Source organism: Spirosoma litoris, from assembly GCF_054776755.1.
Genome location: NZ_BAAHBI010000071.1, coordinates 198064 through 223254 on the forward strand (window position 1 = coordinate 198064; position 25191 = coordinate 223254).

General features: G+C 46.1%; 24 protein-coding genes. 14 read left to right on the forward strand and 10 right to left on the reverse strand.

Annotation, left to right across the window (positions count from 1 at the left end; all coding sequences use genetic code 11):
* Nucleotides 1-2: 2 nt before the first annotated feature.
* From ACYVGR_RS34555 to ACYVGR_RS34575, 5 genes are all read left to right on the forward strand, one after another.
* Complete coding sequence (locus ACYVGR_RS34555; protein WP_460964995.1) at nucleotides 3-662, forward strand: hypothetical protein; 660 nt, start codon at nucleotides 3-5, stop codon at nucleotides 660-662.
* Nucleotides 644-937, forward strand: coding sequence for a hypothetical protein (locus tag ACYVGR_RS34560; protein ID WP_460964997.1), 294 nt, complete (start codon nucleotides 644-646; stop codon nucleotides 935-937). The genes ACYVGR_RS34555 and ACYVGR_RS34560 overlap by 19 nt, the downstream gene beginning before the upstream one ends.
* A 591-nt stretch (nucleotides 938-1528) precedes the next feature.
* Complete coding sequence (locus ACYVGR_RS34565) at nucleotides 1529-2023, forward strand: PD-(D/E)XK nuclease family transposase (RefSeq protein WP_460964999.1); 495 nt, start codon at nucleotides 1529-1531, stop codon at nucleotides 2021-2023.
* 55 nt (nucleotides 2024-2078) lie between these two features.
* Nucleotides 2079-2414, forward strand: coding sequence for a hypothetical protein (locus tag ACYVGR_RS34570; protein WP_460965001.1), 336 nt, complete (start codon nucleotides 2079-2081; stop codon nucleotides 2412-2414).
* 244 nt (nucleotides 2415-2658) lie between these two features.
* Complete coding sequence (locus ACYVGR_RS34575) at nucleotides 2659-3210, forward strand: hypothetical protein (RefSeq protein ID WP_460965002.1); 552 nt, start codon at nucleotides 2659-2661, stop codon at nucleotides 3208-3210.
* A 539-nt stretch (nucleotides 3211-3749) separates the two neighbouring features.
* On the opposite strand, the gene vapB is transcribed toward ACYVGR_RS34575, so the two are convergent.
* The gene (gene vapB / locus ACYVGR_RS34580; protein ID WP_460965004.1) at nucleotides 3750-3959 is read right to left on the reverse strand and encodes a type II toxin-antitoxin system VapB family antitoxin; all 210 of its coding nucleotides are present in this window, start codon (nucleotides 3957-3959) and stop codon (nucleotides 3750-3752) included.
* A 169-nt stretch (nucleotides 3960-4128) separates the two neighbouring features.
* Here vapB and ACYVGR_RS34585 point away from each other — a divergent pair, with 169 nt between their 5' ends.
* Both ACYVGR_RS34585 and ACYVGR_RS34590 read left to right on the forward strand, forming a co-directional pair.
* Nucleotides 4129-5175, forward strand: a complete 1047-nt coding sequence (locus tag ACYVGR_RS34585; protein WP_460965006.1) for an aminopeptidase — start codon at nucleotides 4129-4131, stop codon at nucleotides 5173-5175.
* Between the two features lie 30 nt (nucleotides 5176-5205).
* Nucleotides 5206-5997: a DUF3108 domain-containing protein gene (locus ACYVGR_RS34590; RefSeq protein WP_460965008.1), complete on the forward strand. Its 792-nt coding sequence runs from the start codon at nucleotides 5206-5208 to the stop codon at nucleotides 5995-5997.
* A 337-nt stretch (nucleotides 5998-6334) separates the two neighbouring features.
* Here the strand turns inward: ACYVGR_RS34590 and ACYVGR_RS34595 are convergent, their stop codons facing one another.
* Nucleotides 6335-7315: a GNAT family N-acetyltransferase gene (locus ACYVGR_RS34595; RefSeq protein ID WP_460965010.1), complete on the reverse strand. Its 981-nt coding sequence runs from the start codon at nucleotides 7313-7315 to the stop codon at nucleotides 6335-6337.
* Nucleotides 7316-7332: 17 nt separating this feature from the next.
* Nucleotides 7333-8742, reverse strand: coding sequence for a chromosomal replication initiator protein DnaA (gene dnaA / locus ACYVGR_RS34600; RefSeq protein ID WP_460965012.1), 1410 nt, complete (start codon nucleotides 8740-8742; stop codon nucleotides 7333-7335).
* Between the two features lie 304 nt (nucleotides 8743-9046).
* On the opposite strand from dnaA, the gene ACYVGR_RS34605 reads away from it, so the two are divergent.
* Entirely contained in the window at nucleotides 9047-10381 is a 1335-nt protein-coding gene (locus ACYVGR_RS34605) for a methylmalonyl-CoA mutase family protein (RefSeq protein WP_460965014.1), read from the forward strand.
* 12 nt (nucleotides 10382-10393) lie between these two features.
* Entirely contained in the window at nucleotides 10394-12604 is a 2211-nt protein-coding gene (gene scpA / locus ACYVGR_RS34610) for a methylmalonyl-CoA mutase (RefSeq protein ID WP_460965016.1), read from the forward strand.
* A gap of 176 nt (nucleotides 12605-12780) precedes the next feature.
* On the opposite strand, the gene ACYVGR_RS34615 is transcribed toward scpA, so the two are convergent.
* The 3 genes from ACYVGR_RS34615 to ACYVGR_RS34625 form a co-directional block, all read right to left on the reverse strand.
* Nucleotides 12781-13401, reverse strand: coding sequence for a thioredoxin family protein (locus ACYVGR_RS34615; RefSeq protein WP_460965018.1), 621 nt, complete (start codon nucleotides 13399-13401; stop codon nucleotides 12781-12783).
* Between the two features lie 6 nt (nucleotides 13402-13407).
* The gene (locus tag ACYVGR_RS34620; RefSeq protein WP_460965020.1) at nucleotides 13408-13896 is read right to left on the reverse strand and encodes a TlpA disulfide reductase family protein; all 489 of its coding nucleotides are present in this window, start codon (nucleotides 13894-13896) and stop codon (nucleotides 13408-13410) included.
* Nucleotides 13897-13973: 77 nt separating this feature from the next.
* Nucleotides 13974-14648, reverse strand: coding sequence for a peptidoglycan recognition protein family protein (locus ACYVGR_RS34625; protein ID WP_460965022.1), 675 nt, complete (start codon nucleotides 14646-14648; stop codon nucleotides 13974-13976).
* A gap of 300 nt (nucleotides 14649-14948) precedes the next feature.
* On the opposite strand from ACYVGR_RS34625, the gene ACYVGR_RS34630 reads away from it, so the two are divergent.
* From ACYVGR_RS34630 to ACYVGR_RS34640, 3 genes are all read left to right on the forward strand, one after another.
* Nucleotides 14949-16190, forward strand: coding sequence for a TolC family protein (locus tag ACYVGR_RS34630; RefSeq protein WP_460965024.1), 1242 nt, complete (start codon nucleotides 14949-14951; stop codon nucleotides 16188-16190).
* Between the two features lie 90 nt (nucleotides 16191-16280).
* The gene (locus ACYVGR_RS34635; RefSeq protein WP_460965026.1) at nucleotides 16281-17237 is read left to right on the forward strand and encodes an efflux RND transporter periplasmic adaptor subunit; all 957 of its coding nucleotides are present in this window, start codon (nucleotides 16281-16283) and stop codon (nucleotides 17235-17237) included.
* A 105-nt stretch (nucleotides 17238-17342) separates the two neighbouring features.
* A complete protein-coding gene (locus ACYVGR_RS34640; RefSeq protein WP_460965028.1) occupies nucleotides 17343-20525 on the forward strand; it encodes an efflux RND transporter permease subunit in 3183 nt (1060 codons plus the stop codon).
* Between the two features lie 87 nt (nucleotides 20526-20612).
* Here the strand turns inward: ACYVGR_RS34640 and ACYVGR_RS34645 are convergent, their stop codons facing one another.
* From ACYVGR_RS34645 to ACYVGR_RS34655, 3 genes are all read right to left on the reverse strand, one after another.
* Nucleotides 20613-21335 (reverse strand): RluA family pseudouridine synthase, encoded by a 723-nt coding sequence (locus ACYVGR_RS34645; protein WP_460965030.1) that lies wholly within the window; start codon nucleotides 21333-21335, stop codon nucleotides 20613-20615.
* Between the two features lie 140 nt (nucleotides 21336-21475).
* Nucleotides 21476-21715 (reverse strand): 50S ribosomal protein L28, encoded by a 240-nt coding sequence (gene rpmB / locus ACYVGR_RS34650; RefSeq protein ID WP_111344536.1) that lies wholly within the window; start codon nucleotides 21713-21715, stop codon nucleotides 21476-21478.
* 60 nt (nucleotides 21716-21775) lie between these two features.
* Complete coding sequence (locus ACYVGR_RS34655; protein ID WP_460965032.1) at nucleotides 21776-21946, reverse strand: DUF5522 domain-containing protein; 171 nt, start codon at nucleotides 21944-21946, stop codon at nucleotides 21776-21778.
* Between the two features lie 88 nt (nucleotides 21947-22034).
* Here ACYVGR_RS34655 and rocD point away from each other — a divergent pair, with 88 nt between their 5' ends.
* Both rocD and ACYVGR_RS34665 read left to right on the forward strand, forming a co-directional pair.
* Nucleotides 22035-23288 carry an ornithine--oxo-acid transaminase gene (gene rocD / locus ACYVGR_RS34660; protein WP_460965034.1) on the forward strand — a complete coding sequence of 418 codons (1254 nt, stop codon included), beginning with the start codon at nucleotides 22035-22037 and terminating at the stop codon, nucleotides 23286-23288.
* A gap of 73 nt (nucleotides 23289-23361) precedes the next feature.
* Nucleotides 23362-23988: a hypothetical protein gene (locus ACYVGR_RS34665; RefSeq protein ID WP_460965036.1), complete on the forward strand. Its 627-nt coding sequence runs from the start codon at nucleotides 23362-23364 to the stop codon at nucleotides 23986-23988.
* A gap of 61 nt (nucleotides 23989-24049) precedes the next feature.
* Here ACYVGR_RS34665 and ACYVGR_RS34670 read toward each other — a convergent pair whose 3' ends face one another.
* Nucleotides 24050-25111: a M48 family metalloprotease gene (locus ACYVGR_RS34670; protein ID WP_460965038.1), complete on the reverse strand. Its 1062-nt coding sequence runs from the start codon at nucleotides 25109-25111 to the stop codon at nucleotides 24050-24052.
* Nucleotides 25112-25191: the final 80 nt, after the last annotated feature.

A 25191-nucleotide genomic window follows, 5' to 3' on the forward strand; every position in this document is an offset into this window, starting at 1 on the left:
TCATGCCGAAACAATCTGCATTTGAATGGATCGTCGAAAAGCTAGAAGGTAATGATAAAGTAGAATCAATCACCGTCGATTCTGAGGACCTCCTAACTGTTGTTAGGACAGATGGTTCTAAATTGACTGTTACTAAGACTAGCTTGGATAACTTCAATGTTAGTAATACCAGGTCAATTATTGATGTGCAAATAGCAAACTTCATATTGCACACATCGAAGGAACCATTTGTATCTGGTAGCGTATTTTCCTTTTTGGAGGAAAGACAAATAGTTTTGGGAGGTTTCGGCGACCTTATTAGGGTTGTAAACCAAGGGAAAAACTGGCCATATCTATCACCGGAAGTTCGGTTTATTGTTCGAGGTCTGGAACAGCATACAAAAGTCAGTGCCGTTTATAGGCTTGACAATAAGCGGTATCAAATTGAGCGTCACGGCCTAGAGACGGTTATCATCATTGCCTTGAACGATTATGATTTAGGTATCGAATCAATTAGAAGCGCTGTAGATGAGTTTGGGCAATTTGATGCTGTTTTGAAATCTAATCCAAATGGAAGAATCACAAGTTCCGCAGTTGAACTTGCAGATTCGAGAGAAATTAAAGTGTTTAAATGGGGCGAACTTCTAGGGAAACTAAATTCACGATGGACTTGGAGGAAATAATATTAGAACTAAAAATTATTGGTGAAAGATTACATTTAAATGTTGAGAAAATTGACTGTTATATATTTGGATCAGTTTTGATTAATTCCAAACTAGCAAATGATGTTGATATTTTAATCATATATGAGAATTTACATGACTTGAGTATTTTAAAAAGAGAAATGAAGGCAATTGCATTACATTACCCTTTGCACTTTAGTTATTTTACATTTTCTGAAGAAGGAGAGCTGGAATTTATTCAAGAACAAAAAGCAATAAAAATATTCACTTTGTAAGCATACATAATATATTTGCTAAAAGCGAGGTTGATACAATATTATAGACAAACAGCCATACATAATTTTATTTTAGTAGGGCTGTAATTACCCATCATTGGCGATAATGAGAAACGTTGGTTGTCCGCTACGCATGGGGTAGTTGGCGGGTGACAGGGAGCCCGTCCCGTGGGAAAGTGGGCAGCCCAACAGCCACCGTGTTCGCGGGCGAACGAACCCAGAAGAACTGTTAAATTGCCCTTTTTAAATGACGTCTGATTATCAGGTAGTTGCAATTCAACAGTACATCCAAACAGGGGTGTAAAGGTCGGACGCTCCGTTCGTAATTTTGAGTTGTTTCCTCCACCATCAGCCCTCGCGGGCGCTGGGTGAACCGGCCAAAATGTGAGTGCAAGGCAGGTCACCTGTGACCGTGGAGTCGCCCTGACAGACAACTTTTGGGCTCGTTAGGCGGGTTTCGGTTGACACGAAAAACGCCCGGGTTGGGTAGATTCTTTGCTCAAATTACTGGATTGCTTGCGACAGGATGAACGTCTCGGCTTGGCAGTCTTGATAAAATGGGTTTCTGTATGTTTCCAATACCTTTGCACAATGGAGACAAGTGTTTATATTCCCATTATTTCGGATTACGGCTTCAAAGCCACCTTCGGCAACGAAACTGATAGTTTATTCCTTCGCACAGCGTTACAGGCCCTTATCAAGTCAGACATACCTATTCGTGAAGTTCACTTCGATAAAAACGCCTTTGAAGCTCTAACCATTGACAGCCGGAGTGGCATTTTTGACCTCGCTTGTACGGATGAAAACGGAAGTCAGTTTATTGTCGAAATGCAGTTAGGTTTAGCCCCTCATTTTGTACAACGTATGAAGTTCTATGCCTTGCACAAGTTCAATACGGTCGTCGAACGGGGTGAGTTCGATTACGCCAACCTACCTAAAATCTACGCTATTGCGCTGTTAGAGAAGAATATTTTGCCAACTACTCACTTCCATACAGTTGCCAATTTGCGAAGCGAGGAGGGCGAAATTATTGACAGCCAAATGACCGCACGGGCGGCCCCGGTTCATCATCGTAGAATTGGCTAAGTTTAACAAACAAGTAGCCGAGATAGAGACTGACTTAGACAAACTGGTTTATACGATGAAGACGCTCCATACAACCGAACCGACTCAGTACCCGGCTTTCTGGAATGAAGAATGGCTTAAACGGGCCATTGACGAGCTGGATACGCGGAAAATGACCCCAGAGGAGCGGGCGTACTTTGCCCGTGTGACCGCAGCCAATGCGGAAGCAGTTAAGGCTGAAAAGCTGAAGATTCAAGAAGCAGAAAAACGCAAAGAGGTAGCAGTAAAAACCGAAACAGTAAAAAAAATGCTGACTGCCAGCCAACTGTCAGTAGAAGATATAGCCAATTTCAGTAACACCTCTATTGATTTTGTTCTGGATATCAAGCAGAATCTCCAAACCGGCAAATAGCTAGCAATTTGCTCTGCCAAGTTCACGCTTCCGTCGACAGGACGCTCGTCCCGAAGGCAAGCGGGTCAGCCCAACCACCACCGAGTTCGCGAGCGAACACCCCCCGACAAACTGTTAAATTGCCCTTTTGGTGTATGCTTGATAATCACTGGGTTGCAATTTAACAGTACATCCAAATGAGTGTGTAAAGGTTGGTAGTCTTGTTGAGTGACGTAGCGTCATCATCTATCAACCCTTATGGCCGTTGCGTAAACAGCCAAATAGAAAAAGCGTGTTTGCCGGTGACAGGTTAACTCGTAGTCAGAATAAGCCTGATATGAAGCCATTGTTTTTACCCTTGCTATTGCTGTTTTCAGCTCCCGTTTTGGGGCAAACATTCACAGTAACACAAATCGACAGTATCGTACGTAGAATTGATTCAACAAAAGGATTACGGAATGCTGTCGTTGATGGGTATTTAAAGCGCAAAGGAAACAAAAAGCTAAAGGGTGGATTTTCTGATACTTTCTGGCTTACTCCTACTGATAACCACCTAGTGAAAGTTGAACGGGGAGAAACTCTGAATCACTTTGCTTTCAGAACTTACTATTTTTACAATGACACTCTGATTTTCGTTAAAACCTCCATTTACGCAAATCAATTAGCACGTAATCGTATTTCGGAAGGCAAGTACTATTTCTATGCTGATGTTTTATTGAAAAAACGAGAAAAGGGTGAGCAAGCAATCAAACCTGAGATTTTTATAAAGCAGTCTCAAGAATACTTAGTTAATGCAAAATCAATTTTTAACTTGTAGGTCAGTTGCATCCGTTCGTTACTATTCGTTTCGCATGATTCACCTGTCTGCGACAGGTTGCACGTCCCGAAGGTAGGTTTGGCAGCCCAATAGCCACCGTGTTCGCGGGCGAACGAACCTAGAAGAACTGTCAAATTGCTTTTTTTTATAAGATACCTGATTATCAGTCAATTAAAATTTAACAGTACATCCAAACAGGGGTGTAAAGGTGCAGTGAGTTCAGCTAGGTGACTTGCCCATCATCAACACCTTTGGCCGTTAAACGAGCACACCACATAAAGAAATGTAGTTGCAGTCCTCTGCCCGCATAAACCTCAGATTTAGACCGCAGAACAAAGCAACCTGATTACCAAACCCAATTAACGTCACACTGATGAATATTGGCATCAGCCGTAATGAATAACAGATTTTCTGTCATGCTCTGGGCAATCAAAAGCCGGTCGAATGGGTCACGGTGATGCATGGGTGAGCAAAAGAAAGATTCGTTTCATTACCATTAAGAAACCAAATAAGGGTGTGGGTATCAAGCAGTAAATTCATTATTGATAGTCCGCAAAATCATCCAGTGGTGCATCAAAATCAGGACTAATTTGAAATTGGCCTTTGGCGCTACCAAATACAGGTGTTTTTCGTTCAAGTGGCTTCTCCGTAGCTTTCCGAGTAGCCAGAAAGTCAACAAAATCAGCTACTTCTGCTTGATAGACAGGCGGTAAAGCCTGGTATTTCTGATAAAGTTGACGATACGTCATGCGTGTACATTGATTAACTCGCCCTTTAACAAAGATAGTGAGTTTACTTGTTCAACATCGTTATGACCATTTTCTAGCCGGGCTTATCAGCCAATAGCACTTTATCTTTATTCGAGGCAGATCGTTCGTTATTTTTGCAGCGAATATTCCTGGTGAGTGCTTCCAACCTATGCTTAAAAAAATTGGTCTTGTCGTCGTAGGGGTTCTGGTTATTTTAACTGTCTGGCAGTGGGAGCTAGTTAGTTACGGCTGGATGCAGGCAAAGGGCCAGTTGCATATTCTATGGAATACCCAGCCCGTTGCCGATGTATTGGCCAACCCAGCGTACCCAGATTCGTTAAAAAAGAAAATAGAACTTATCCGTGAAATCAAGCGTTTTGCTATAGACTCGCTTGGTCTTGATAAGTCGGGGAGTTACGAATCGTTTTACGATCAACAGGGAAAGCCTATTTTATGGGTGGTAACGGCAGCTCAACCGTACCAACTCATTGCCAGACAATGGCACTTTCCAATCCTCGGTACGTTTTCGTACAAAGGATTTTTTGAAAAAGATCGGGCCGATTCGACAGTAGCAGACCTGAAACGGGAAGGATTGGATACGCGTATTGGTGAAGTATCGGCCTGGTCGACATTAGGATTTTTAGATGACCCGATTCTGTCCAGCTTTCTGGACAGGCCGGAAGGTAGTCTGGCCGAGTTGATTATTCATGAACTCACGCATGGCACGTTGTTTGTGAAAAACAGCCTGGAGTATAACGAAAATCTGGCCGACTTTGTAGGCGAATACGGCGCTTTGCGCTTCCTGGCGCAGAAGTATGGCAAGACATCGGTTCAGTATCAGAACTATCTGGCTACTAAAGCGTTTTATGAACGTTATGATGAACACATTTTGCGCGGTACCCGAATGCTCGACAGTTTGTATAAGTCGTTTAAACCGACAACGCCTGTCGTAGTCAAAGATTCATTGAAGTGGAAAACTATTCGTCAAATTGTTGATTCATCAGATACATTAACCGATCAGCGAAGTAAAGCAAGTATACGTTCAGTAAAAAAACGGCAACCTGCAAAACTGAACCTACCCAATAATGCGTATTTTATTGGGTACCTGACTTACCGGAAACAACAGAATCGTTTTCGGCAGGAGTTTGAGAAACAGTTTGGTGGAGATTTCAAAAAATATCTAACATACCTTAAACAGACCTATCCATCGTTGTAAACAAAACCCGGTCAACGGGCAGTTGGAAGTATGAAGAAGTTATTGATTGGCATCGGTATTTTATCTGTTCTTAGCACGGGTTTTATGGCTATGAACAGCTATCGACGCGTGGTTAACAACAGTTTCGGACCAGGTGAACACATTGAATATCGGGTTCACTATGGCTTTATAAACGCAGCCGAAGCAGTCGTAGATGTTAGCCCAACGTTGTATAAGGTAAACGACCGCCCTTGCTATCGAGTCAATGTAGATGGCCGTACTGTAGGGGCCTTTGATCTCGTGACTCGCGTTCGCGACACCTGGCGCTCGTATATCGACACATCGGCTATTCTTCCGCAAAAGTTTTATACGAACCTTCAGGAAAATAAATATCGGAAGGAAGAAAACATCACGTTCAATCACGAAACCAATACGGTAAAAGCTGAGGAACGTACAGAAAAAGACGTGTTTAAAGTACCTGATAACGTTCATGATCTTATCAGCGGCTATTATTTCCTACGAACGATCGATTTTAACAAACTCAGTAGCGGCCAAATAATCGAAGTGCCTGCCTTCTACGACGATACCATCTATAATATGAAGGTTCGGTATCGGGGTAAAGATGTTATTAAGGCAAAGGGTGGTAAGATCAACGTGATCAAGCTGAACCCTGTGTTACCACCGGGCAATGCCATGTTTAAGGAAGAAGAATCGATCCGGATTTTCGTTTCGGATGATGCGAATAAAATTCCCATTAAGGTTGAAGTCGATTTATGGATCGGCTCGATGGCGATGGACTTAAAACAAAACTCTGGATTGAAACAACCGCTGAAGTTTTTTTAATAGTTTCAGTGGGGTAATAAAAAAGGCGTGCCACGGTTTTGAAACCCTGGCACGCCTTTTTTATTACTTTTTGTCATTCCGAGCGCAGGGAGGAATCTCAAGCTTAATTAACGTGAATTATGGCTCAGCTTTCATTTAATTCTTTGGTTATCAACGTTTTTTTGTCATCCCGACGTCAGGAGGGATCTTCGGTAAATAGCCAGTTGCCGAAGATCCCTCCTGCGTCGGGATGACAAAAAACTAGTATAATTCTATTTGTAAATCCTCCATAATTCATGTTAATTAAGCTTGAGATTCCTCCCTGCACTCGGAATGACAAACTGGCTCTAGAATGTAATCAGAATCGTTTTTTAAGTCTCAGAAGTCCCCGCTCAACAGCTGTCAGCCGATTCCATCGCATTGTCCAAAACGGCTCCTCAACAGCCCCAAAACTCTGATAGAAATCTCGAATTGATGATTTAGCAGGGCTTTCAAAGTCCAATACGAAGGCTTCTCCAGTTTTTTCCTGAATCAACTTGTCGATCAACAGTGTGCGGACATTTGCCTTTCGTCCAGTTTTAGAAGCCGCATTGAACAGGTATATAATTCGCTTATCCTCCTGCACAAACAAAACCCCGGCTTCAATTTGCCCATTATACAGAGCATAACGCAAAATGGCCATGCTGCGCTTAGTCAATTCACGTAGGAGCGCCCTAAACATGTCGTAAGCCCAGTCGGCCACGCTTCCGTCGATGGTATCTGCGTGATTTTCTCGAAATAAGGTTATGAGTGGTTCTGAGTCTATCGAATCCAGCATTTCCCAGTTTGGATTATTGCTAAACTCACGCTGCGCCCGACGGAGGTTTGTTTTTCGGTCGGGTGAGTAGTTTTGATAGATGGTCGAGTAATCAGAAGATAGGTTGAGTGTAAGAGTCGTGAGCTTCCGAATAGTAGTATGATTGGGCTGTTTATCAACTTGCTGGCGCGTACCGTAAACGGAGCCATATCGAAACGTCTCAATCATCAATTGAAAAAACGGGGTTGAGTCAACAGATTCAGCAAGACTGAAAACGTCCAGAAACTGGCAGAAGAATGGCTGATGGACGACCCATTGGGAAACAATTCCGGCTACACGCTTCCGGCGCAATGGAACAGGCATAACGGCCTGATAACGCCCAGCTTCATCTATTGAAACAAGGCCAACCCATTTCCAGTCGGGCGATGGCAACACGGCATCCAGATACCAGGAATAGCCATATAAAATTCGCTGGGGAGAAGCGGCCACACAGGCATCCCAGGCCGTAGCGTCGAGTTGATGGCGAGGAATGATTTCCAGCATGGCAAACGCTGAAAACCTTATTTAAACTGAGCTTTCAGTTTTTCAATCGCGTCGCGAGTTTCGGCGTGCTTGGCCACAAGATCGCTGATGGTTTGCACCGCATGAATAACCGTGCTATGGTCGCGGCCACCAAAATGATACCCAATGGATTTGAGCGATAGATCGGTTTTCTCTTTGGCCAGATACATCGCAATTTGCCGTGGGTGTACCAGTTCGCGCTTTCGGCTTTTGGCTTTCAGATCGGCGATGGTCACATTGAAATAATCGGCAACGGCTTCCTGTACCGAATCGATGGTCACCTCCCGGTCTGAGTCGACCACAATATTGCGGAGGGTTTGTTTGGCCAATTCAAGGTCAATGTCGCGCCGGTTCAGCGACGCCTGTGCCATCAGCGAGACAATAACACCTTCCAGCTCGCGCACGTTTGTGTTGACGCTATGAGCGAGGTACTCAATTACCGTGTTCTCGATATAAATGCCTTCTGCCTGGAGTTTTTTCTGAATAATGGCAATCCGCGTTTCCAGATCAGGTGTTTGCAAATCGGCCGAAAGCCCCCATTTGAAACGGGATAGTAAGCGGTCTTCCAATCCATCCAGTGCCCGTGGGGCGCGGTCGGAGGTCATAATGATTTGCTTGCCTGACTGATGGAGGTGGTTGAAAATATGGAAGAAAATCTCCTGGGTTTTTTCCTTTTTCTGTAAAAACTGCACGTCGTCGATCACCAGCACATCTACCTGCATGTAAAACGAGGTAAAATCCCGAATACCGTCGCTCCGAACGGCATTCAGAAACTGGTTGGTAAACTTCTCGGAAGTCACATATAGAACAAACTTATTCTGGTTGTTATTCTTGATGTAGTTACCAATAGCCTGTACCAGGTGCGTTTTGCCCAAACCAACCCCCCCATAGATCATCAATGGATTGAAGGAGGTAACCCCTGGCCGTTCCGCAACGGCATAACCAGCCGAACGCGCCAGCCGATTGCAATCACCTTCCACATAATTATCGAACGTGTAGGTCGGATTCAGGTAGGAGTCGAGCGTTAATGAATCAAGATCTTTAAAAACAAATGGGCTTTTGATTAGATCAGGATTAACATTATCAGGTTTTGACGTTTGTGTCGACTTCGTTGTTGGTATGTTTACCGTAAGCGGGCGGTTTTGTTCGTTGCCCTTATCGACGATAATCGAATATTCTAACTGCCCGTTAGGCCCAATGGCCGTATCGAGCGCTTTACGCAGGGCGTGCACAAAGTTCTCCTCAAGCCATTCGTAAAAAAACTCACTGGGTACCTGTATCGTCAATACATGCCCATTAAGCCGCAGAGGCACAATGGGTTCAAACCAAGTGTTAAAACTTTGTTCGGGAACAATCTCCCGAATAACATTCAGACAGCGATTCCACACCGTCGTTATTTCACGCTGCATGCCGGTCTGAGTAGTTATATTCACGGGAAGACATTTCTTATTACGGTTGGGGTCGCAAAAAAGGGAGACAAATATGAGAAAAATAGTTGACCCGGCCATACAGACCATGTCAGGTTTTTTTTGACAACCGCTGTCTTCCTTCCCAATGTTAAGCTAAAATTACGTGATTCAGTTGGAACGTCAAGGTGCGATTTGAATCCCTTTGAATAATACAACGAAGACACTTATTAAGCGGTAGCGGGCACAATTTTCCCTGGAAAAGATAAAAAATGTACTTTTACTCTCAATCATCGCAACGCACCTGATGGACTCTCTTTTATCATCGTTATTTCCTCCTGCCGATCAATCTGTCTGGCTAAAACAAGTTCAGAAAGAGTTGAAAGATGAGGGGGCTTATGAGAGTCTTCGCTGGCACACGGCCGAAGGGTTTATCCAGGAACCTTATTACACTGGCGATGCACTTACCCATCTGCCACTAGCCTCGATTCAGGAAGCACAGAAGCAAGTTCCAGGCTGGCTTAATGCGCCCGAACTACTTATTTCTACTGAGAAAACAGATAACTCCAGGCTTCGGGATGCCCTTACACAAGGAGCCGATGCGCTGGTACTTAACTTATCTACTCAACCAGACGTAGCCCCGCTGCTACACGGCATAAAACTTAGCGAAACACCCGTTTTTTTTCGTTTCAATGCCCAAACTAATGGGGTGGATTTGGTAAATGCCCTGGAAACCATTGCCCCCTATCATCTTAAAGGAGGATTACTGTCTGGCACCGATAGCACGACCACCGAGATCACTCGCCTAACGATTGATTCACCCCAATTTCGAACAATCTGTGCCAGTGGCCATGCTTTTCACAATGCTGGCGCTACTGCTACTCAGGAGTTAGCCTTTACGCTAGCTTCGCTGGCTGATAGTTATGATCAATTGACAGATGCGGGATTGACAATCAATCAACTTGTTCCTAAAACGATCCTCTCCGTTTCTGTCGGCACGAGCTATTTCCAGGAAATCGCCAAACTCCGCGCACTACGTGTTTTAATGGCTCGTTTTCTATCAGCCTATCATACATCATCCACAATACATCCTACCTACATTCACGCCCAAACATCCACCTTCTTCGATTCGACAGCCACCCCTTATACCAACTTACTACGGGGCACTACCGAATCAATGGCCGCTGTTATGGGCGGTTGCGATGCATTGACTGTGCATCCCTACAATACCGTTTTAGCGCAATCGGATAACCAGGCGTTTGCCGAGCGAATTGCTCGCAACGTGTCGCTGCTGCTAAAAGACGAGAGTTATTTGGCCAAGATTGCCGATCCATCGGCTGGATCGTATTACATCGAAACGATGACCCATCAATTAGCCGAATCCGCCTGGTCTCTGTTTCTGAACGTCGAAAAACAAGGAGGCTTTGCAAAGGCATTTGAGGCTGGGTTTATCGCCAGCGAAATCGATCGACCGTATCAGGCAAAAGTCGATGCGGTTCGTGGTGGAAAGGTGCTGGTTGGTGTTACAAAGTTCCGGTTTGATGAACCAGGCACCCAAGCCACTACAACTTTAGAAAGCGTCACTGCCAGCTCAAGTACAGGTTCATTACCCGACCGGCGCCTGGCCCAAGCGTTTGAATAATCCCGACAAGCCATGAGACCCGATTTCAACACGATACCAGATTCATTGTCGGTAGGCAGCCAGGCATTGGCAAACACAACGCCCAGTGCACAGCGACAAACAACCTATACTACCGCTGAGGGCATCAAAGTAAAGCCGCATTTTACAGTCGCTGATGTGGCTAATGCTGACCATTTGGACTATGCGGCTGGCATTCCGCCTTTCCTACGGGGGCCATACGCCAGTATGTACGTACAACAGCCCTGGACTATCCGGCAGTATGCAGGTTTTTCGACCGCTGAAGAGTCGAATGCTTTTTACCGACGTAATCTTGCCGGTGGACAAAAGGGCTTATCCGTTGCCTTTGATTTAGCCACTCACCGGGGTTACGATTCCGATCATCCACGCGTAGTTGGCGATGTTGGTAAGGCTGGCGTAGCGATCGACTCGGTCGAAGATATGAAAATTCTCTTCGATCAGATTCCGCTTGATCAGATGTCGGTGTCGATGACCATGAATGGAGCCGTATTGCCGATTATGGCTTTTTTCATTGTAGCTGCCGAAGAGCAGGGAGTTCCACCCGAAAAGCTTTCGGGAACGATTCAGAATGACATTCTGAAGGAATTCATGGTGCGAAATACCTATATCTATCCGCCCGAACCCTCTATGCGTATCGTTGGCGATATTTTCGCCTACACTAGTCAGCATATGCCTAAATTCAATTCCATTAGTATTAGCGGCTATCACATGCACGAAGCAGGTGCCCCTGCCCAGCTCGAACTAGCCTATACGCTAGCCGATGGACTTGAATACATTCGTACTGGCTTGCGGGCTGGTATGGGTATCGACGAATTCGCCCCGCGTTTATCGTTCTTCTGGGGTATTGGCATGAATCACTTCATGGAGATTGCCAAACTGCGGGCTGGTCGGTTGCTTTGGTCGAAAATTGTGAAGCAGTTTGATCCGAAAAATCCGAAGTCGCTGGCTTTACGAACCCACTGTCAGACGTCTGGCTATAGTTTGACGGAGCAGGACCCATTTAACAATGTTGCCCGGACGGTTATTGAAGCGCTTGCGGCTGTGTTAGGTGGCACACAAAGTCTGCACACAAACTCATTGGATGAAGCCATAGCCTTGCCGACTGATTTTTCGGCTCGCATCGCCCGCAATACGCAGTTGTATTTACAGCACGAAACCGATATTACCCGCGCTGTTGATCCCTGGGGTGGCTCTTATTACGTTGAGTATCTGACGAAAGAATTGGTTGAAAAAGCGTGGGCGCTGATAGAAGAAGTGGAGCAATTAGGTGGTATGACCAAAGCTATTGAAACAGGACTACCCAAACTTCGAATTGAAGAAGCGGCTGCCCGCAAGCAGGCGCGTATTGATGCCGGGAAAGACGTCATTGTCGGCGTCAATCGCTACAAACCTGAAACTGAAACCCAGATTGAGCTGCTCGATATTGACAATCAGGCCGTACGGGAAAGCCAGTTAAAACGCTTAAACGAGGTAAAGAAAAGTCGAAATCAGGAGAAGGTTGAAATGGCGCTGGCGGCATTGACAAAAGCAGCTTTAACTCAGTTTACCCCGGCCCCTCCCCTTAAGCAAGGAGAGGGGGGAAACTCTGCCCCGAGCTCCCTGCCCCCTGCTAAAAACCTCCTCGCGCTTGCTGTTGAAGCGGCTCGCCATCGGGCTACACTTGGTGAAATTTCTGACGCTATGGAAAAAGCCTTTGGCCGACATAAAGCCACGATTCGGGCGGTGTCGGGTATTTACTCTGCCGAAGTATCCGACGATGAAAACTTCCGGTTAGCCCGCGAAATGAGTGACCGTTTTGCCGAACTGGACGGTCGTCGCCCACGGATTCTGGTTGCTAAAATGGGGCAGGATGGACACGACCGGGGTGCCAAAGTAATTGCAACGAGCTTTGCTGACTTGGGCTTCGATGTCGATATGGGGCCACTCTTCCAGACACCCGCCGAAGTAGCCCGACAGGCGGCAGAAAACGATGTTCATGTTGTGGGTGTATCGAGTCTGGCAGCGGGCCACAAAACTCTCGTACCACAACTGATTGAGGAATTAAAGAAAATCGGACGTGGCGATATTTTAGTCATTGCCGGCGGGGTGATTCCAGCGCAGGATTACCAGTTTCTGTACGACGCTGGAGTCAAAGGCGTATTCGGTCCTGGAACGGTGATTTCGGTAGCAGCTCAGAAAATTTTGACTGAATTAATGGAGGAGTAGCTTACTAATTAAGACACTAAATGAATTTACTATCACCTGATTGGGGGCTCATTATTTGGCAAATAATTGTACTATCCACCAGTTTGTTTTTGGGGGGAGCCATAGTCCGCTGGGCAATACGGCAGTACAAACGATAGCTTATTACTAATTTTCTATAGAAGCTTTTTAATTTTGTATTAAGCGTCTTTCCATTTAATCCCACACCCAACCGCTCTTGCCGAAGGGGTTGTTACAGGCTTGCCTTCCAGTAATTCACTAACAGCACGCTCAACGTATTTTTTGTCGGCGGTTCCCACATCATAGTGATTGTTGTCAATAGCCCCAATATAGGCCACTGTAAATTGGGTACCATCTCGTTTTACGACAAACATATGCGGTGTGTTTGTAGCACCAAACGTACGGGCTACAGCCTGGCTTTCATCGTATAAATAGGGGAATGCGTAATTTTTGGCCTTAGCCCTCTGTTGCATCGCACTGTACGAATCCCCCGGCGACCGCTCAGCGTCGTTGGCCTGAATGGCCACAACTGGATACCCTTTTGCGGCAAATTGCTCGTTTAGGGCCATAATTCGACCTTCGTATGCTTTCGCAACCGGGCACGTATTGCAGGTAAAAGCAATGATGTAGCCTTTCACATCTGGCTTGTCGGCCAGCGAAACCATTTTTCCATCAACATTTTTCAGTTTAAAATCCTGTACCACATCGCCTACTTTATACCCGGTCGAGGCACTGTGTGCGTTCATCAATACCACGGTAATCACGAGAGCGATCGTGGCTAGCAAAGCAGCCTTTTTCATAGTTGGTTATAGTTTATATTGGTTAATCATTGCCTCAAGTTCTCCTGCTTTTACTGGCCTGTCGATAAACTGACGAATGTTTCGTTTTGAATTGATAATCAGTGTCATTGGCAAAGCACCAGACCATTCAGGGGCTAGTTTGTCAACCCAGGTGTTCAGATCGGGTTCATTAAGTAAAACTACTCGTGATTTAATTTTTCGGTTTTTAACGAAAGGGATAACTTTCGTATTCAGCACTTTTCCATTATCCATATTGACCAGCAGAACATGAACTGGCTTCTTGGCATAGGTTTGCTGAATGGCTTCAAACTGAGGCAACTCTTTCACGCAAGGCGCACACCAGGTCGCCCAGAAATTCACCACGTAAAGCGTATCATTCGGACGGCTAATCAGTTGCTTCAACTGCTCAAATTTGATTACCGGAACAGACTGACCTCGGGCAGCCGAACTATCCAGTAGCAGCGTAATAAGGAAAATGCCCAAGACCGACTTCATCCACGTAACTAATTTACAGATAGTCTGCTAACAATCAGAAAACGAAAACAGCACGGACTTCTATTGCCCTTATTGCCTTAAATCGATTCATTACTCACACCTGGGCTTCCCTTTAAGTGCAAATCTTTTACTCGATTCCTAACTTTCCGCATAAACGATTTACCCGGATCGATTTTGCCCGTTAGGTACGTAGGATCAGTTTCTTTCCAGATTGGAGTACCAATAAAGTCTTTATACTCGTAATGCCCAATCAAGTATTCGATGCTTTTATACTGCCGTTTCAGGTAGCGGACTAGTTGCACATTGGCTTTCATCTGTGCCTTCGTCAGGTCGTTGTTACCGATATTTTCGATCCCAATAGCACAATAATTTAGCCCGATACAATGCCGAGCAAAGGCCGTATCGGGTAGTAACCGAAAAATGGTACCATCCCGATCAACTAGAAATGGAACCGAGGTATTTAATCGGCTAGCCTTCTGAAGATCAGGCCGACCTGGTAAGACTGACGGATTGAAAATATCGAATGTGGCTTCAAGCGTCGGCACGGCTGTCCAATGCAATACAATCATTAGGGGTTTAATGTAAGGTTCCTGTTGCTGAATACCGTGTCGTTTGGCCAAGTATTCAAGGGAGAGTTGCTTCCGTTCTTCATCGAAAATAATAGGTTTATCAACGAATCGGAAGGCTGGTTGAGCACATGAATTGGACAGTATCAGAATGACCAGCAATAGGGAAGAAAGAAGACATTTCATAGGTGGTAAGTACAAGTATTTATTTAATTAGATAGGAGAATTTCAATAAAATAAATGATAAAATTGTGTCGAAATTACTCAGTGTTATCCAACAGAACAGTAGGTATTATTCACTAATTATTTTTTCAGATAATTGGGGTGTTCACTCAATTTTGAACATTTTTGCAGATTGTGTTAAGTATATTTAACTATCTTTTAATTGTGTTTTTTCGCTATTGGAGTGGAAGAATTGTTACTTTGTTGCGTTTTTACAAGCGGATGACATTAAAAATTGCCTCATATTCTTTACTGTTCCTTAGTTTGTTCCGTTTGCCTGCTTTGGCACAGGCGCCATTAACCTTACGGCAAACTCTTCAACAAGTTCGTACGAATAGCCCAGCTCTCCGAGTTGAACGGCTAAATATCAATGCAGCACAGGCGGATCAGACTACTGCAAATTTGCGACCAAACCCGGTTATTAATAATCAGACGCTGCTTCAGTTAACCCCCACCCCCGGTGCCGAAGCGATAGGTTTAATGAATCGGCAACGGCGGCAATTCTGGATACAGGCAACCAAAGAGTTTGATATTTATAATAAGCGTACCTATCGCAATCGATTCGCCGAAGCCAATACCAATCTGGCGGTTCGGAGCGTGGCCGAAACCGAACGTGGTTTACTTTTTGAAGCCGCCAATCGGTTTATCGATGCCTGGTATGCCCGTATTCAATTAGCACTTCTGCAACGCGCCAAAGCCAATGTCGACACGTTGGTGAAATTGAATCAGGTACGGCTTAAGAATCTGGTTATTACCAGCACCGACCTTACCCGAACCCAACTGATTTCAGACCAATATGACATTCAAACCCGTACGGCCCAACAAGATTTGAGTAATCGGTTGAATGAATTGCGCCTGGTAATCGGAACGAGCGATAGTATTACCGTCGCCATGAACGATTCGATTATTCAGCCGAATTTCACGTTGCCATCTCGCTTTTACATAACGCTGAATGCGTCGGAAGATAGTTTACTTCATCTGGCATCGACCACACGAACGGACGTGAAGGTGGCTGAAGCCAATATTGAATCGGCCCGTCGGAACATCGACTTGCAGCAGGTATTGGCTAAACCACGAAACGAGGCTGGATTTATCTGGAACCCCCAAAACGCGATTCCTTATGCCGGTATATTTCTGACCATCGAGTTACCCTTCTATAGCCGCAATCAGGGTGAAATCCAGAAATCGAAGGTACTGGAAGATCAGGCCGGGCAAGCTGCGGCCTTGGTACAGGCCCGAATTCGATCAGAAGTGGAAACAGCTTACCGCTCGTTTATGACCAGTCGGCAAAATATCGATCGCTATGCTGCTATTCGACAGGATGCCGACCGCGTATTAGCGTCGGTGCGTTATGCCTATCTACGAGGAGCCACTACTCTGATTGATCTGCTTCAGGCCGAAAGCTCCTGGTTTGACACGCAAACCGCTTATTACCAAACTCTTTATACCTACCGTCAAAACTATGTTCGGCTGTTATATGCAACCGGGCAGATTAACTCATATTAATGGATAATGCACAATGAGTAATGTAGCGATGAGTTAACCTTATCTGCTGATTATGAGGCTTTTTTTTATAGTGCATTACAAAAAAAAGACATGAAATTTTACGCGATACTTCCGCTGGTATTTCTGGCACTGGCTTGTCATGAAAAACCGAAAACGGTGGTCAAATCAATACCACGTCCAACCATAAGCACCGATGGTAGCCAGATTACCTTTCCTGACTCGGTAATGATGCGTCCATTTACAACACAACTCGCTCGGGTTGGGGCCGTCCGTACCGATTTTTCGGCTCCAGGCCACGTAGCGGCTATGGTTCTTCGTTCAGTAGAAACACCATCGGAACGACTGGTTTTATTCGATGATCCTGGTTTGTCGGATAACTACACGGCCATTTTGCAGCACCGAATCAATATCCAAACCCAGAAAGGGAATCTGGAGCGTGTGAAAGATTTACAGGCGCATGGGGCTGCATCGGGCAAGGAAGTCATTGAAGCACAGACTCAGCTGGCCAACGAGGAAGCGGCTATTATCTCAGATGAAGCCACGCTTAAACTGGCCGGATTTGATCCAAAGGCTTTGCGAACGGCCCTCCCAAATACGATTCTGGTTGTCTGCGAAATCCCTGAAAACCAATTTGGTAGTATTCGGCAAGGGTTAAACTGTACCCTCAATTTTACCGCCTTCCCGAACGAACAGTTTTCTGGCCGGATCGATAACGTGAATGATTACGTGGATAATACCACGCGCCAGATTAAACTCCGCATTTCGGTGGCTAACCCCGATGGACGACTCAAAGCGGGAATGTTTGCGACCGTGGCGTTTGGTGTTACAGAAGGGAATTTCATGACAGCCTCACGCGATGCTGTCGTAACGGTACAGGGCCGCGATTATGTATTTGTGCAAACAGCCCCCCAAACCATCGAACGTCGGGCGGTTCAACTCGGCCAACAACGTGATGACCAGGTAGTTGTGCAAAGCGGGCTGCGGGTAAATGATAAGGTTGTAACAGCCAATGTACTGCAATTAAAGGGGTTAAGTTTTGGGTATTGATAATGGAGGGAAGAAGGGGACGAGAGGGAGTAAAGGGAGAATGGTTTGTGGCAATACCCCCTTTCGTCCCTCTCATCCTTTTCCTCCCCTTCCTCCCTTAAAAATATGATTCAGAAACTAATAACATTTTCGCTCAAAAATCGCTGGATCATCGTCGGATTGGCTGTGGCGGTGATGGGCTTAGGGCTTTGGTGCTTCAAACTGTTGAAGATTGAAGCCTATCCAGACATTGCTGATACTAACGTTATCGTTATTGCTAAATACGATGGGCGAGCGGCTGAGGAAGTTGAACAGCAGGTCACGATACCTCTTGAGCGAGTCCTCAATAGCGTTCCCCACGTAACAGACCGACGTTCAAGGACCATTTTCGGTCTGTCGGTTGTGCAGCTAAACTTCGATGAGACCGTTACCGATTACTTCGCCCGTCAGCAGGTAATCGAGCGGCTTACAGGGGCACAACTACCCGACGGCGTTTCACCCGAATTGGCCCCACTTACTACGGCTGTAGGCGAGATTTACCGCTATGTAATTGAAGCTCCTGCAAGCATGACGCCCATGCAACTGCGCGATTTACAGGACTGGGTTATTATTCCCCAATTGTTGCAGGTACCTGGCCTGGCCGATGTGACAACCTTCGGTGGGCCAATCAAGCAATATCAGGTCATTCCCGATCCGGCTAAGCTTCGTAAATACGATCTCACGTTGCAGGACGTAATTGAGGCTGTTCAGAAAAACAACCAGAATACGGGAGGTAACGTCATTGCGCGGGGCGGTCAGGGCTTTGCTGTGCGTGGGTTAGGTGCCCTCAAAACGCCCGACGATGTACAACATATCGTTCTGAAAGCCAATGAAGGAGTTCCAGTGTTACTACGGGATGTGGCTAGTGTTGAAATCAACCCACCATCACCATCCGGTATTTTGGGTTATCGAATCCCCGATGAAAATCTGGATGTGATTGGCGCAACGGAAGGAATCGTCCTATTGCGTCGGGGAGAAAACCCCAGCGAAGTGCTCGAATTGCTGAAGGAGAAAATTGCGGATCTCGAAGCCCGTGAGTTGCCTAAAGGCGTGCATTTACGGATACTTTACGACCGGGGCTTTCTCATTGACCACTCGCTCGAAACGGTTGCCCATACGCTTATTGAAGGCATTTCTATTGTGGCCATTTTACTCGTGCTGTTTCTGGGCAGTTTGCGAGCGGCTTTGGTCGTTACGGTTACGATTCCGTTTTCCCTGCTGTTCGCCTTTATTCTGATGAAACTGGTCGGCATTCCGGCTAACCTGCTCTCGTTAGGCGCTATTGACTTCGGGATTATCGTGGATGGAGCCAGCGTTATGGCCGAACACCTGATAAGGCGGTATCGATCATCTGGCCCCGCCGATCGAAATCAGGGCATTGTGAATGTTACAGCTCGTTCGGCAGGTGAAGTGGCCCGCGAGATTTTCTTCTCGGTTACCATCATTATTCTGGCTTACATGCCCATTCTGTTGATGCAACGTGTTGAAGGAAAGCTATTTAGCCCAATGGCGCTCACACTTTCCTTTGCGGTTATTGGTTCATTAATCTGTGCCTTAACTGTTATTCCGGTATTGATTTCGTTTGCCTTCCGTAAAGTGCTGGCTCCCGATGGTAAGCCGTTGAAAGAACATAAAAACTTTCTACTGTCCCCCTTGGAGAGCGGCTATCAATGGCTCCTCAGATCGACCTTAATGAAGGTGCCAGGCATGGTGGTGGGCGTTGGGATGGCGGTTGTTGTGGTTATGATTGGCTTCGGTATAAAACTGGGTACTGAGTTTCTGCCCGAGCTGGATGAAGGCTCGATTTTTATGCGGGCGTTTATGCCATCGGGAATTACGATTCAGGAAAACGCGAAGATTTCGCCCAAAATTCGGGACATTATTAGCGCGTACAAACCGGTTAGTTTCGTGATTACCCAGACTGGGCGCAACGACGACGGAACCGATCCATTCCCAACCGATCGTACCGAAATCTTGATCGGACTGAAAGATTACAGCACCTGGTCGGATACGATTTCGAAAAAAGAGATTGTTCGATCGATGCAGGCTGAGTTGCAGGAAGCGTTTCCGGGCGCTTTCTTCTCGTCGGGTCAACCCATTATTGACCAGGTAATGGAAATCGTAACAGGAAGTGCCGCCGATTTGGCCATTTCGGTGGTCGGTAACGATCTAACGCTGATGCGCTCCAAAGCCGATAGCATTGCGACACTCGTGCGAGCGATGAACGGCGCGGTCTCCGTTAATATTGAGCAGGAAGGTCCTCAGGATCAGCTAGCTATTCGAATTAATCGTCCGGCAGCTGCCCGTTACGGCATCAACGTAGCCGAAATCGAGAACATGATTGAAGCAGCCATTGGTGGTAAAGCCATTGGCTCCATTTATGACGAAGCAAAACGCTATGACATTGTTGTACGATTCACACCCGAAAGCCGGGGTAGTATCGATGCCATTCGCTTATTACAGGTGCCTTCGGCAACGGGAGCCCTGATTCCCATGAATGAGCTGGCCGACATTCGTTATGTGCAGGGGCAGACGAACATTTATCGTATAAACGGCAAACGAATGGTAACCGTCCGAACAAATATTCGCGGGCGCGATCAGGGTGGTTTCGTGAAAGAAATCAGCGAAAAAGTAAGACAGCATATAAAAATACCGGAAGGGTACAGTGTTATCTACGGCGGGCAGTATGAGAATCTCGAACGGGCTGGCGGCCAATTAGCCGTCTCAATTCCACTGACTATTGTGGTCGTATTCCTCTTCCTATTTATGCTTTATGGCAACGTTCGGGATACGCTGCTCACGCTGACGTGTTTGTTATTCGCCTTGGCGGGAGGAATTGGTGCTTTACTATTGCGAGGATACAACTTCAACGTATCGGCCGGAGTAGGCTTCGTATCGATCTTTGGGATTTCGGTAATGGCGGGTGTCTTGCTCGTCTCGGCATTGAACCGAAACCTGATAGATAATCCGAAGTCGTTGCTGGAGGTTACGATTGAGACGGCACAAGAGCAGTTCCGGGCCATAATGGCCATCATGGTCGTTGCGATTATTGGTCTCGTGCCAGCTGCTATTTCGAGCGGCATCGGTTCCGATGTTCAGCGTCCATTGGCTACGGTTATCATCGGTGGTTTAACCACAACGCTATTTTTTGCTCCGCTGATCATTCCGCCTTTGTTTTACATCGTCAATCGACGTCGCCCACGCCCAACCCCATTGGATTCGACAGGCCATCACCTACCCGAGCCAATTGAGGAAGGAACGGAGATATAAAAAGAGTGAAGCATGTAGAGTGAAAAGTGAAGAATAGTTTACGATAAAACTTATTCTTCACTTTTCACTCTACATGCTTCACTGAAATCAGGCGAACTTCTCCAGTTGCTTGACCAATACACCGAAATCCTTAGGGTAGGGAGCAACAAATGTCTGTTCTTCGCCATCCAGTAATGTAAACGTCAATGAGTAGGCATGAAGCGCAACCCGTTGAATCAGCGGGAGTTCTTCCGTACCTTCTTTTAAGTTGAATTTACGCTTCACTTCCGACAGATAGACGGGTTTTCCACCATAAGTTGCATCATTGACGATAGGTGCTTTTAAACACATCAAATGGACACGAATCTGGTGCATTCTCCCCGTAATGGGCATGCACTCCACTAACGTCGTTGTCCGGTAAGCTGCCAGCGTATTGAAAATCGTTTCGGCAACTTTCCCTTTTTCGCGATCAATGCGAACCGCCGTTCCATCTTTAATCGGCGAAATCGGTAAATAGACCGAAATACCTTCGAAATTATGCACGCCATTCGTGACAGCATGATACCGCTTGGCAACTTCTCGGTGTTCAAACTGCATGGCCAGATGTCGGTAAGCCTCCGGATTCTTGGCAATGGCTAAAATACCTGACGTTTCTTTATCCAGTCGGTGGCCAAGCTGAGCATCAGGATGATAGGCTTTGGCCATCCGAACAATACTCTGTCCTCCTCGGTCAGTTGTCCGCTCGTCAAGCGACGCTACGTGCGGAGGCTTATTGATTAGTATGTAATCCTCATTTTCGAAAACAATGAGGTCTTCAAAGTTTAGTTTCACGGTTTGACGTTCGTAGTTTGAAGTTATTTACTGATATATGAGGTAGCTTCAAACTACGAACGTCAAACCTCAAACTATAAACTAAACACAAAAAGCCTCCTCCTTACCGGAAGAGGCTCGATAAACTATCTTAGGAAAGATTAGAGCGACAGGGTGCCGCGCTCGTAAGCCTTCTGAAGCGTAGCTTCCAGACCGTTTTTGTTGATGGTTTTAATGGCCGAAGTAGCCACTTTCAACGTAATCCATTCGCCGGTTGATTCAACGAAGAACCGCTTCTTTTGCAGGTTCGGGAAGAATTTACGTTTTGTTTTATTATTAGCGTGAGAAACGTTGTTTCCCGTGCGTGTGCGTTTTCCTGTGATTTGACAAACTCTGGCCATTACCGTACTCGTTTTCCGTATGAGGGCGCAAAATTCGCTAAACAATTCATAATCTGCAAGTCATTCCTTCTTTTTTTTGAATCCATAGGGGCAATGACGGCAACCATTCTGGCAACAATGCCCTCGTTTGAGATGGTATTTGGCCGTAAAAACCACATAGCCTTCAGACGTGTAGTAATAATCCTCATCCGCTAATCCGGCTATTTTTTTACCCGATGGTTGCAATTGCATGGTTTTGGGCGTCTGTCGAAGAAACTGTATTTTTGGAAACAAACGGTCGGCCTGGCTGATTGGTTGCAGATTTAAACCGCTTTTTACTATGATAATCGAACCAACAAAATCCCTCTCTGCTGCCGATAAGGCAATGGAATTGGAATGGCATTACGGTGCCCACAATTATCATCCCATTCCGGCGGTACTAACCCGGGGCGAAGGTGTCTTCGTTTGGGACGTAGATAATAAACGGTATTTTGATTTTCTATCGGCTTACAGTGCTGTAAGTCAGGGCCATTGCCATCCGCGAATTATTAACGCGATGATCCAGCAGGCTCAACGACTAACGCTGACCTCACGCGCATTTTATAACGACAAAACGGGCCTTTGCGAGAAATTCCTTTGCGAATACTTCGGCTTTGATAAAGCCCTGATCATGAATTCGGGGGCCGAAGGGGGCGAAACCGCACTCAAGCTGACACGAAAGTGGGCGTATAAAGTCAAAGGCATTCCACAGAATCAGGCGAAAGTAGTATTTGCCGCTGGAAACTTCTGGGGTCGAACATTGGCGGCAATTTCGTCATCGACAGACCCCAGTAGCACGAACGATTTTGGGCCGCTATTACCTGGCTATATTGTCATTCCTTACGACGACCTCGACGCCTTGGAAGATACGTTCAAAAGCGATCCGAACATTGCTGGTTTCATGGTTGAGCCGATTCAGGGCGAAGCAGGTGTAGTAGTGCCGCACGAAGGATATTTGCGTGGTGTTCGCGATTTATGTACCAAATACAATGTGTTATTCATTGCCGACGAAGTACAAACGGGTATTGGACGGACCGGCAAGCGCGTAGCCTGCGACCACGAAGGCGTTAAGCCTGATCTGCTCATATTAGGAAAAGCCCTCTCAGGGGGCACCATGCCAGTCTCGGCTGTATTGACTTCCGACGAAGTCATGCTGACCATTAAACCCGGCGAACATGGATCAACCTACGGTGGCAACCCGCTTGCCTGCGTTGTAACGATAGAAGCACTTCAGGTGATAGAAGATGAGAAGCTAACCGAGAACGCAGCGGCAATGGGTGAGATTTTCCGAGCCCGAATGACCGCTTTAAGTCAGAAAACAGAGCTGGTAAAGTCGGTACGAGGTAGAGGATTACTGAACGCTATTGTAATAACAGAACGCCCTGATTTAGGCGAAGAAACCGCTTGGGAAATCTGCCTGAAACTAAAAGACAACGGCTTACTAACCAAACCAACCCACGGCGATAAAATCCGCTTTGCCCCTCCGCTTGTCATTACAGAGGAACAAATGCACGAGGCCTGCGATATTATTGAGAAAACGATTTTGGCGTTTTAGAATAGCCAGTGTTTGACTAGAAGCGCCAGGAGCATTTGTATACTTTATAGAAAATATAATTACACTTGTCTCCATGACACCAGATAGACGCCTGAATCAATTAGAACCAATAGTGGCTGATGTTCTTCAGAAGGTTGACCGCCTAATTGAAGGCAACGGACAGATTATTAACGAGGTATCTAAAATACCTGGCTTGGAGAAAAACGTTAGTGTGGTTGCCACTGGTTTGGCAGCACTAACTATTGACGTTCAGGAAGGTTTTGCTAACGTTCGAGATGAAATCGCTAAGGTTGACAGTAAGATTTCTAGAGTAGACGAAAGTATCCGCCAGGAAATCTTTAGGGTTGACGAGAAAATCTCTCAGGTAGACAAGAATATCCGGCAGGAAATTTCTAAAATGGATGATAAAATTTCCCGAGTAGACGAGAGCATCCGTCAGGAAATTACCAGGGTCGATGACAAAATTTCCCGAGTCGATGAGAACATCCGTCAGGAAATTACCAGGGTCGATGACAAAATTTCCCGAGTCGATGAGAACATCCGCCAGGAAATTACTAAAGTTGATGACAAAATTTCTCGAGTAGACGAGAATATCCGTCGAGAGATATCTCGAGTTGATGGTAAGGTCGATGATTTACGATTGGAGATGAATCAACGATTCGATCAACTCGTCACGTTAATTCAAGATCGCTTGAAATAACTGCTTGGTTGAAAGTAAGTAAAACGGGCTGAATGGGGTTTCCTCATTCAGCCCGTTTTACTTACTGCACTGGCTGCCCATTCCTGAACGTGGCCGCTATTTTATCGCCATCTGCGAAATAGTACGTTCCTTTTCCGTTGGGAACATTATTCTGGAACCAGCCAGCATATCTATCCCCGTTACGATAGTAATACACACCATAGTCGGAGCGCAGATTATCCCGGAAGTTTCCCTTATATTTTACTTTACCATCAGCGTAATATTCCGTTCCTTCGCCGTGCTTGTCACCTTCTTCAAATTCACCGGCATAGCGTTCAAGCGTTGGGTAAACAAATACACCCGTTCCATCCTGGCAATCACCTGAAACACAACCTACGGTTGCTCGAATACTGGGACGTTGAGCGGGCGTTTTGGGGGCAACAACGGGGCGGGCAGATGTAGTGGCCAGGTTAGTATTGGTTGCCATGGGTTTCGGCGCCATAGCCGTTGGCGTTTTTACCACCGTCCGACTTTTGGGATACATAGCTTCGGCTTCTAACCAACCCTTTCGAATGGCTTCAATACGAGCAGGTTTGGCCGGGTGGGTCGATGTGGCATGCTCGTTACCAAGCGCTTTTACTGCGACAGTCGCTTCTTCCAGCGATGCCCCTAACTGGTGCAATACAAAGCCCGAAAACTTATCGGCTTCAATCTCTTTGATCGGTTGCCCACCACGTCCGTCAATGGTGTGCCCCTGCAAATGATGCCCAATTTCGTGCGCCATAATACTGATAGCCGACCAGTCGGTTTCAGTATCTTCTTCAATCTGCGCCATGAACGCACCATCATAAACAATAAAACGCTGACCTTTCAGAACGGTTGCAAAACAGTTATCGGTGTTGGAGCACTCAATAACTTTAAAATTGCGCTGCAGGCCGATAGGCTTTAAAATCCGATCGACAACCTTCTCTGCATGGCCGTTTGATGCGGTTGTTTGGGCACAAATAACATCAGGGGCAACATTACCACCTGTGTAACTACAAATAAACGTGCCGGGACTGCTGGGAATCTGCGCCAATAAGGGGCTAAAAATGGTTGCAGATACCAAAAGAATACATGATGATAAAGCCGCTCTCACAGGCATAACCGAATCGGGTTAATCGTTCAACACGGCAGAATAACGAACAGAGGTAAGTTGCTATTTTGGGGTATCATAAAGTTTTT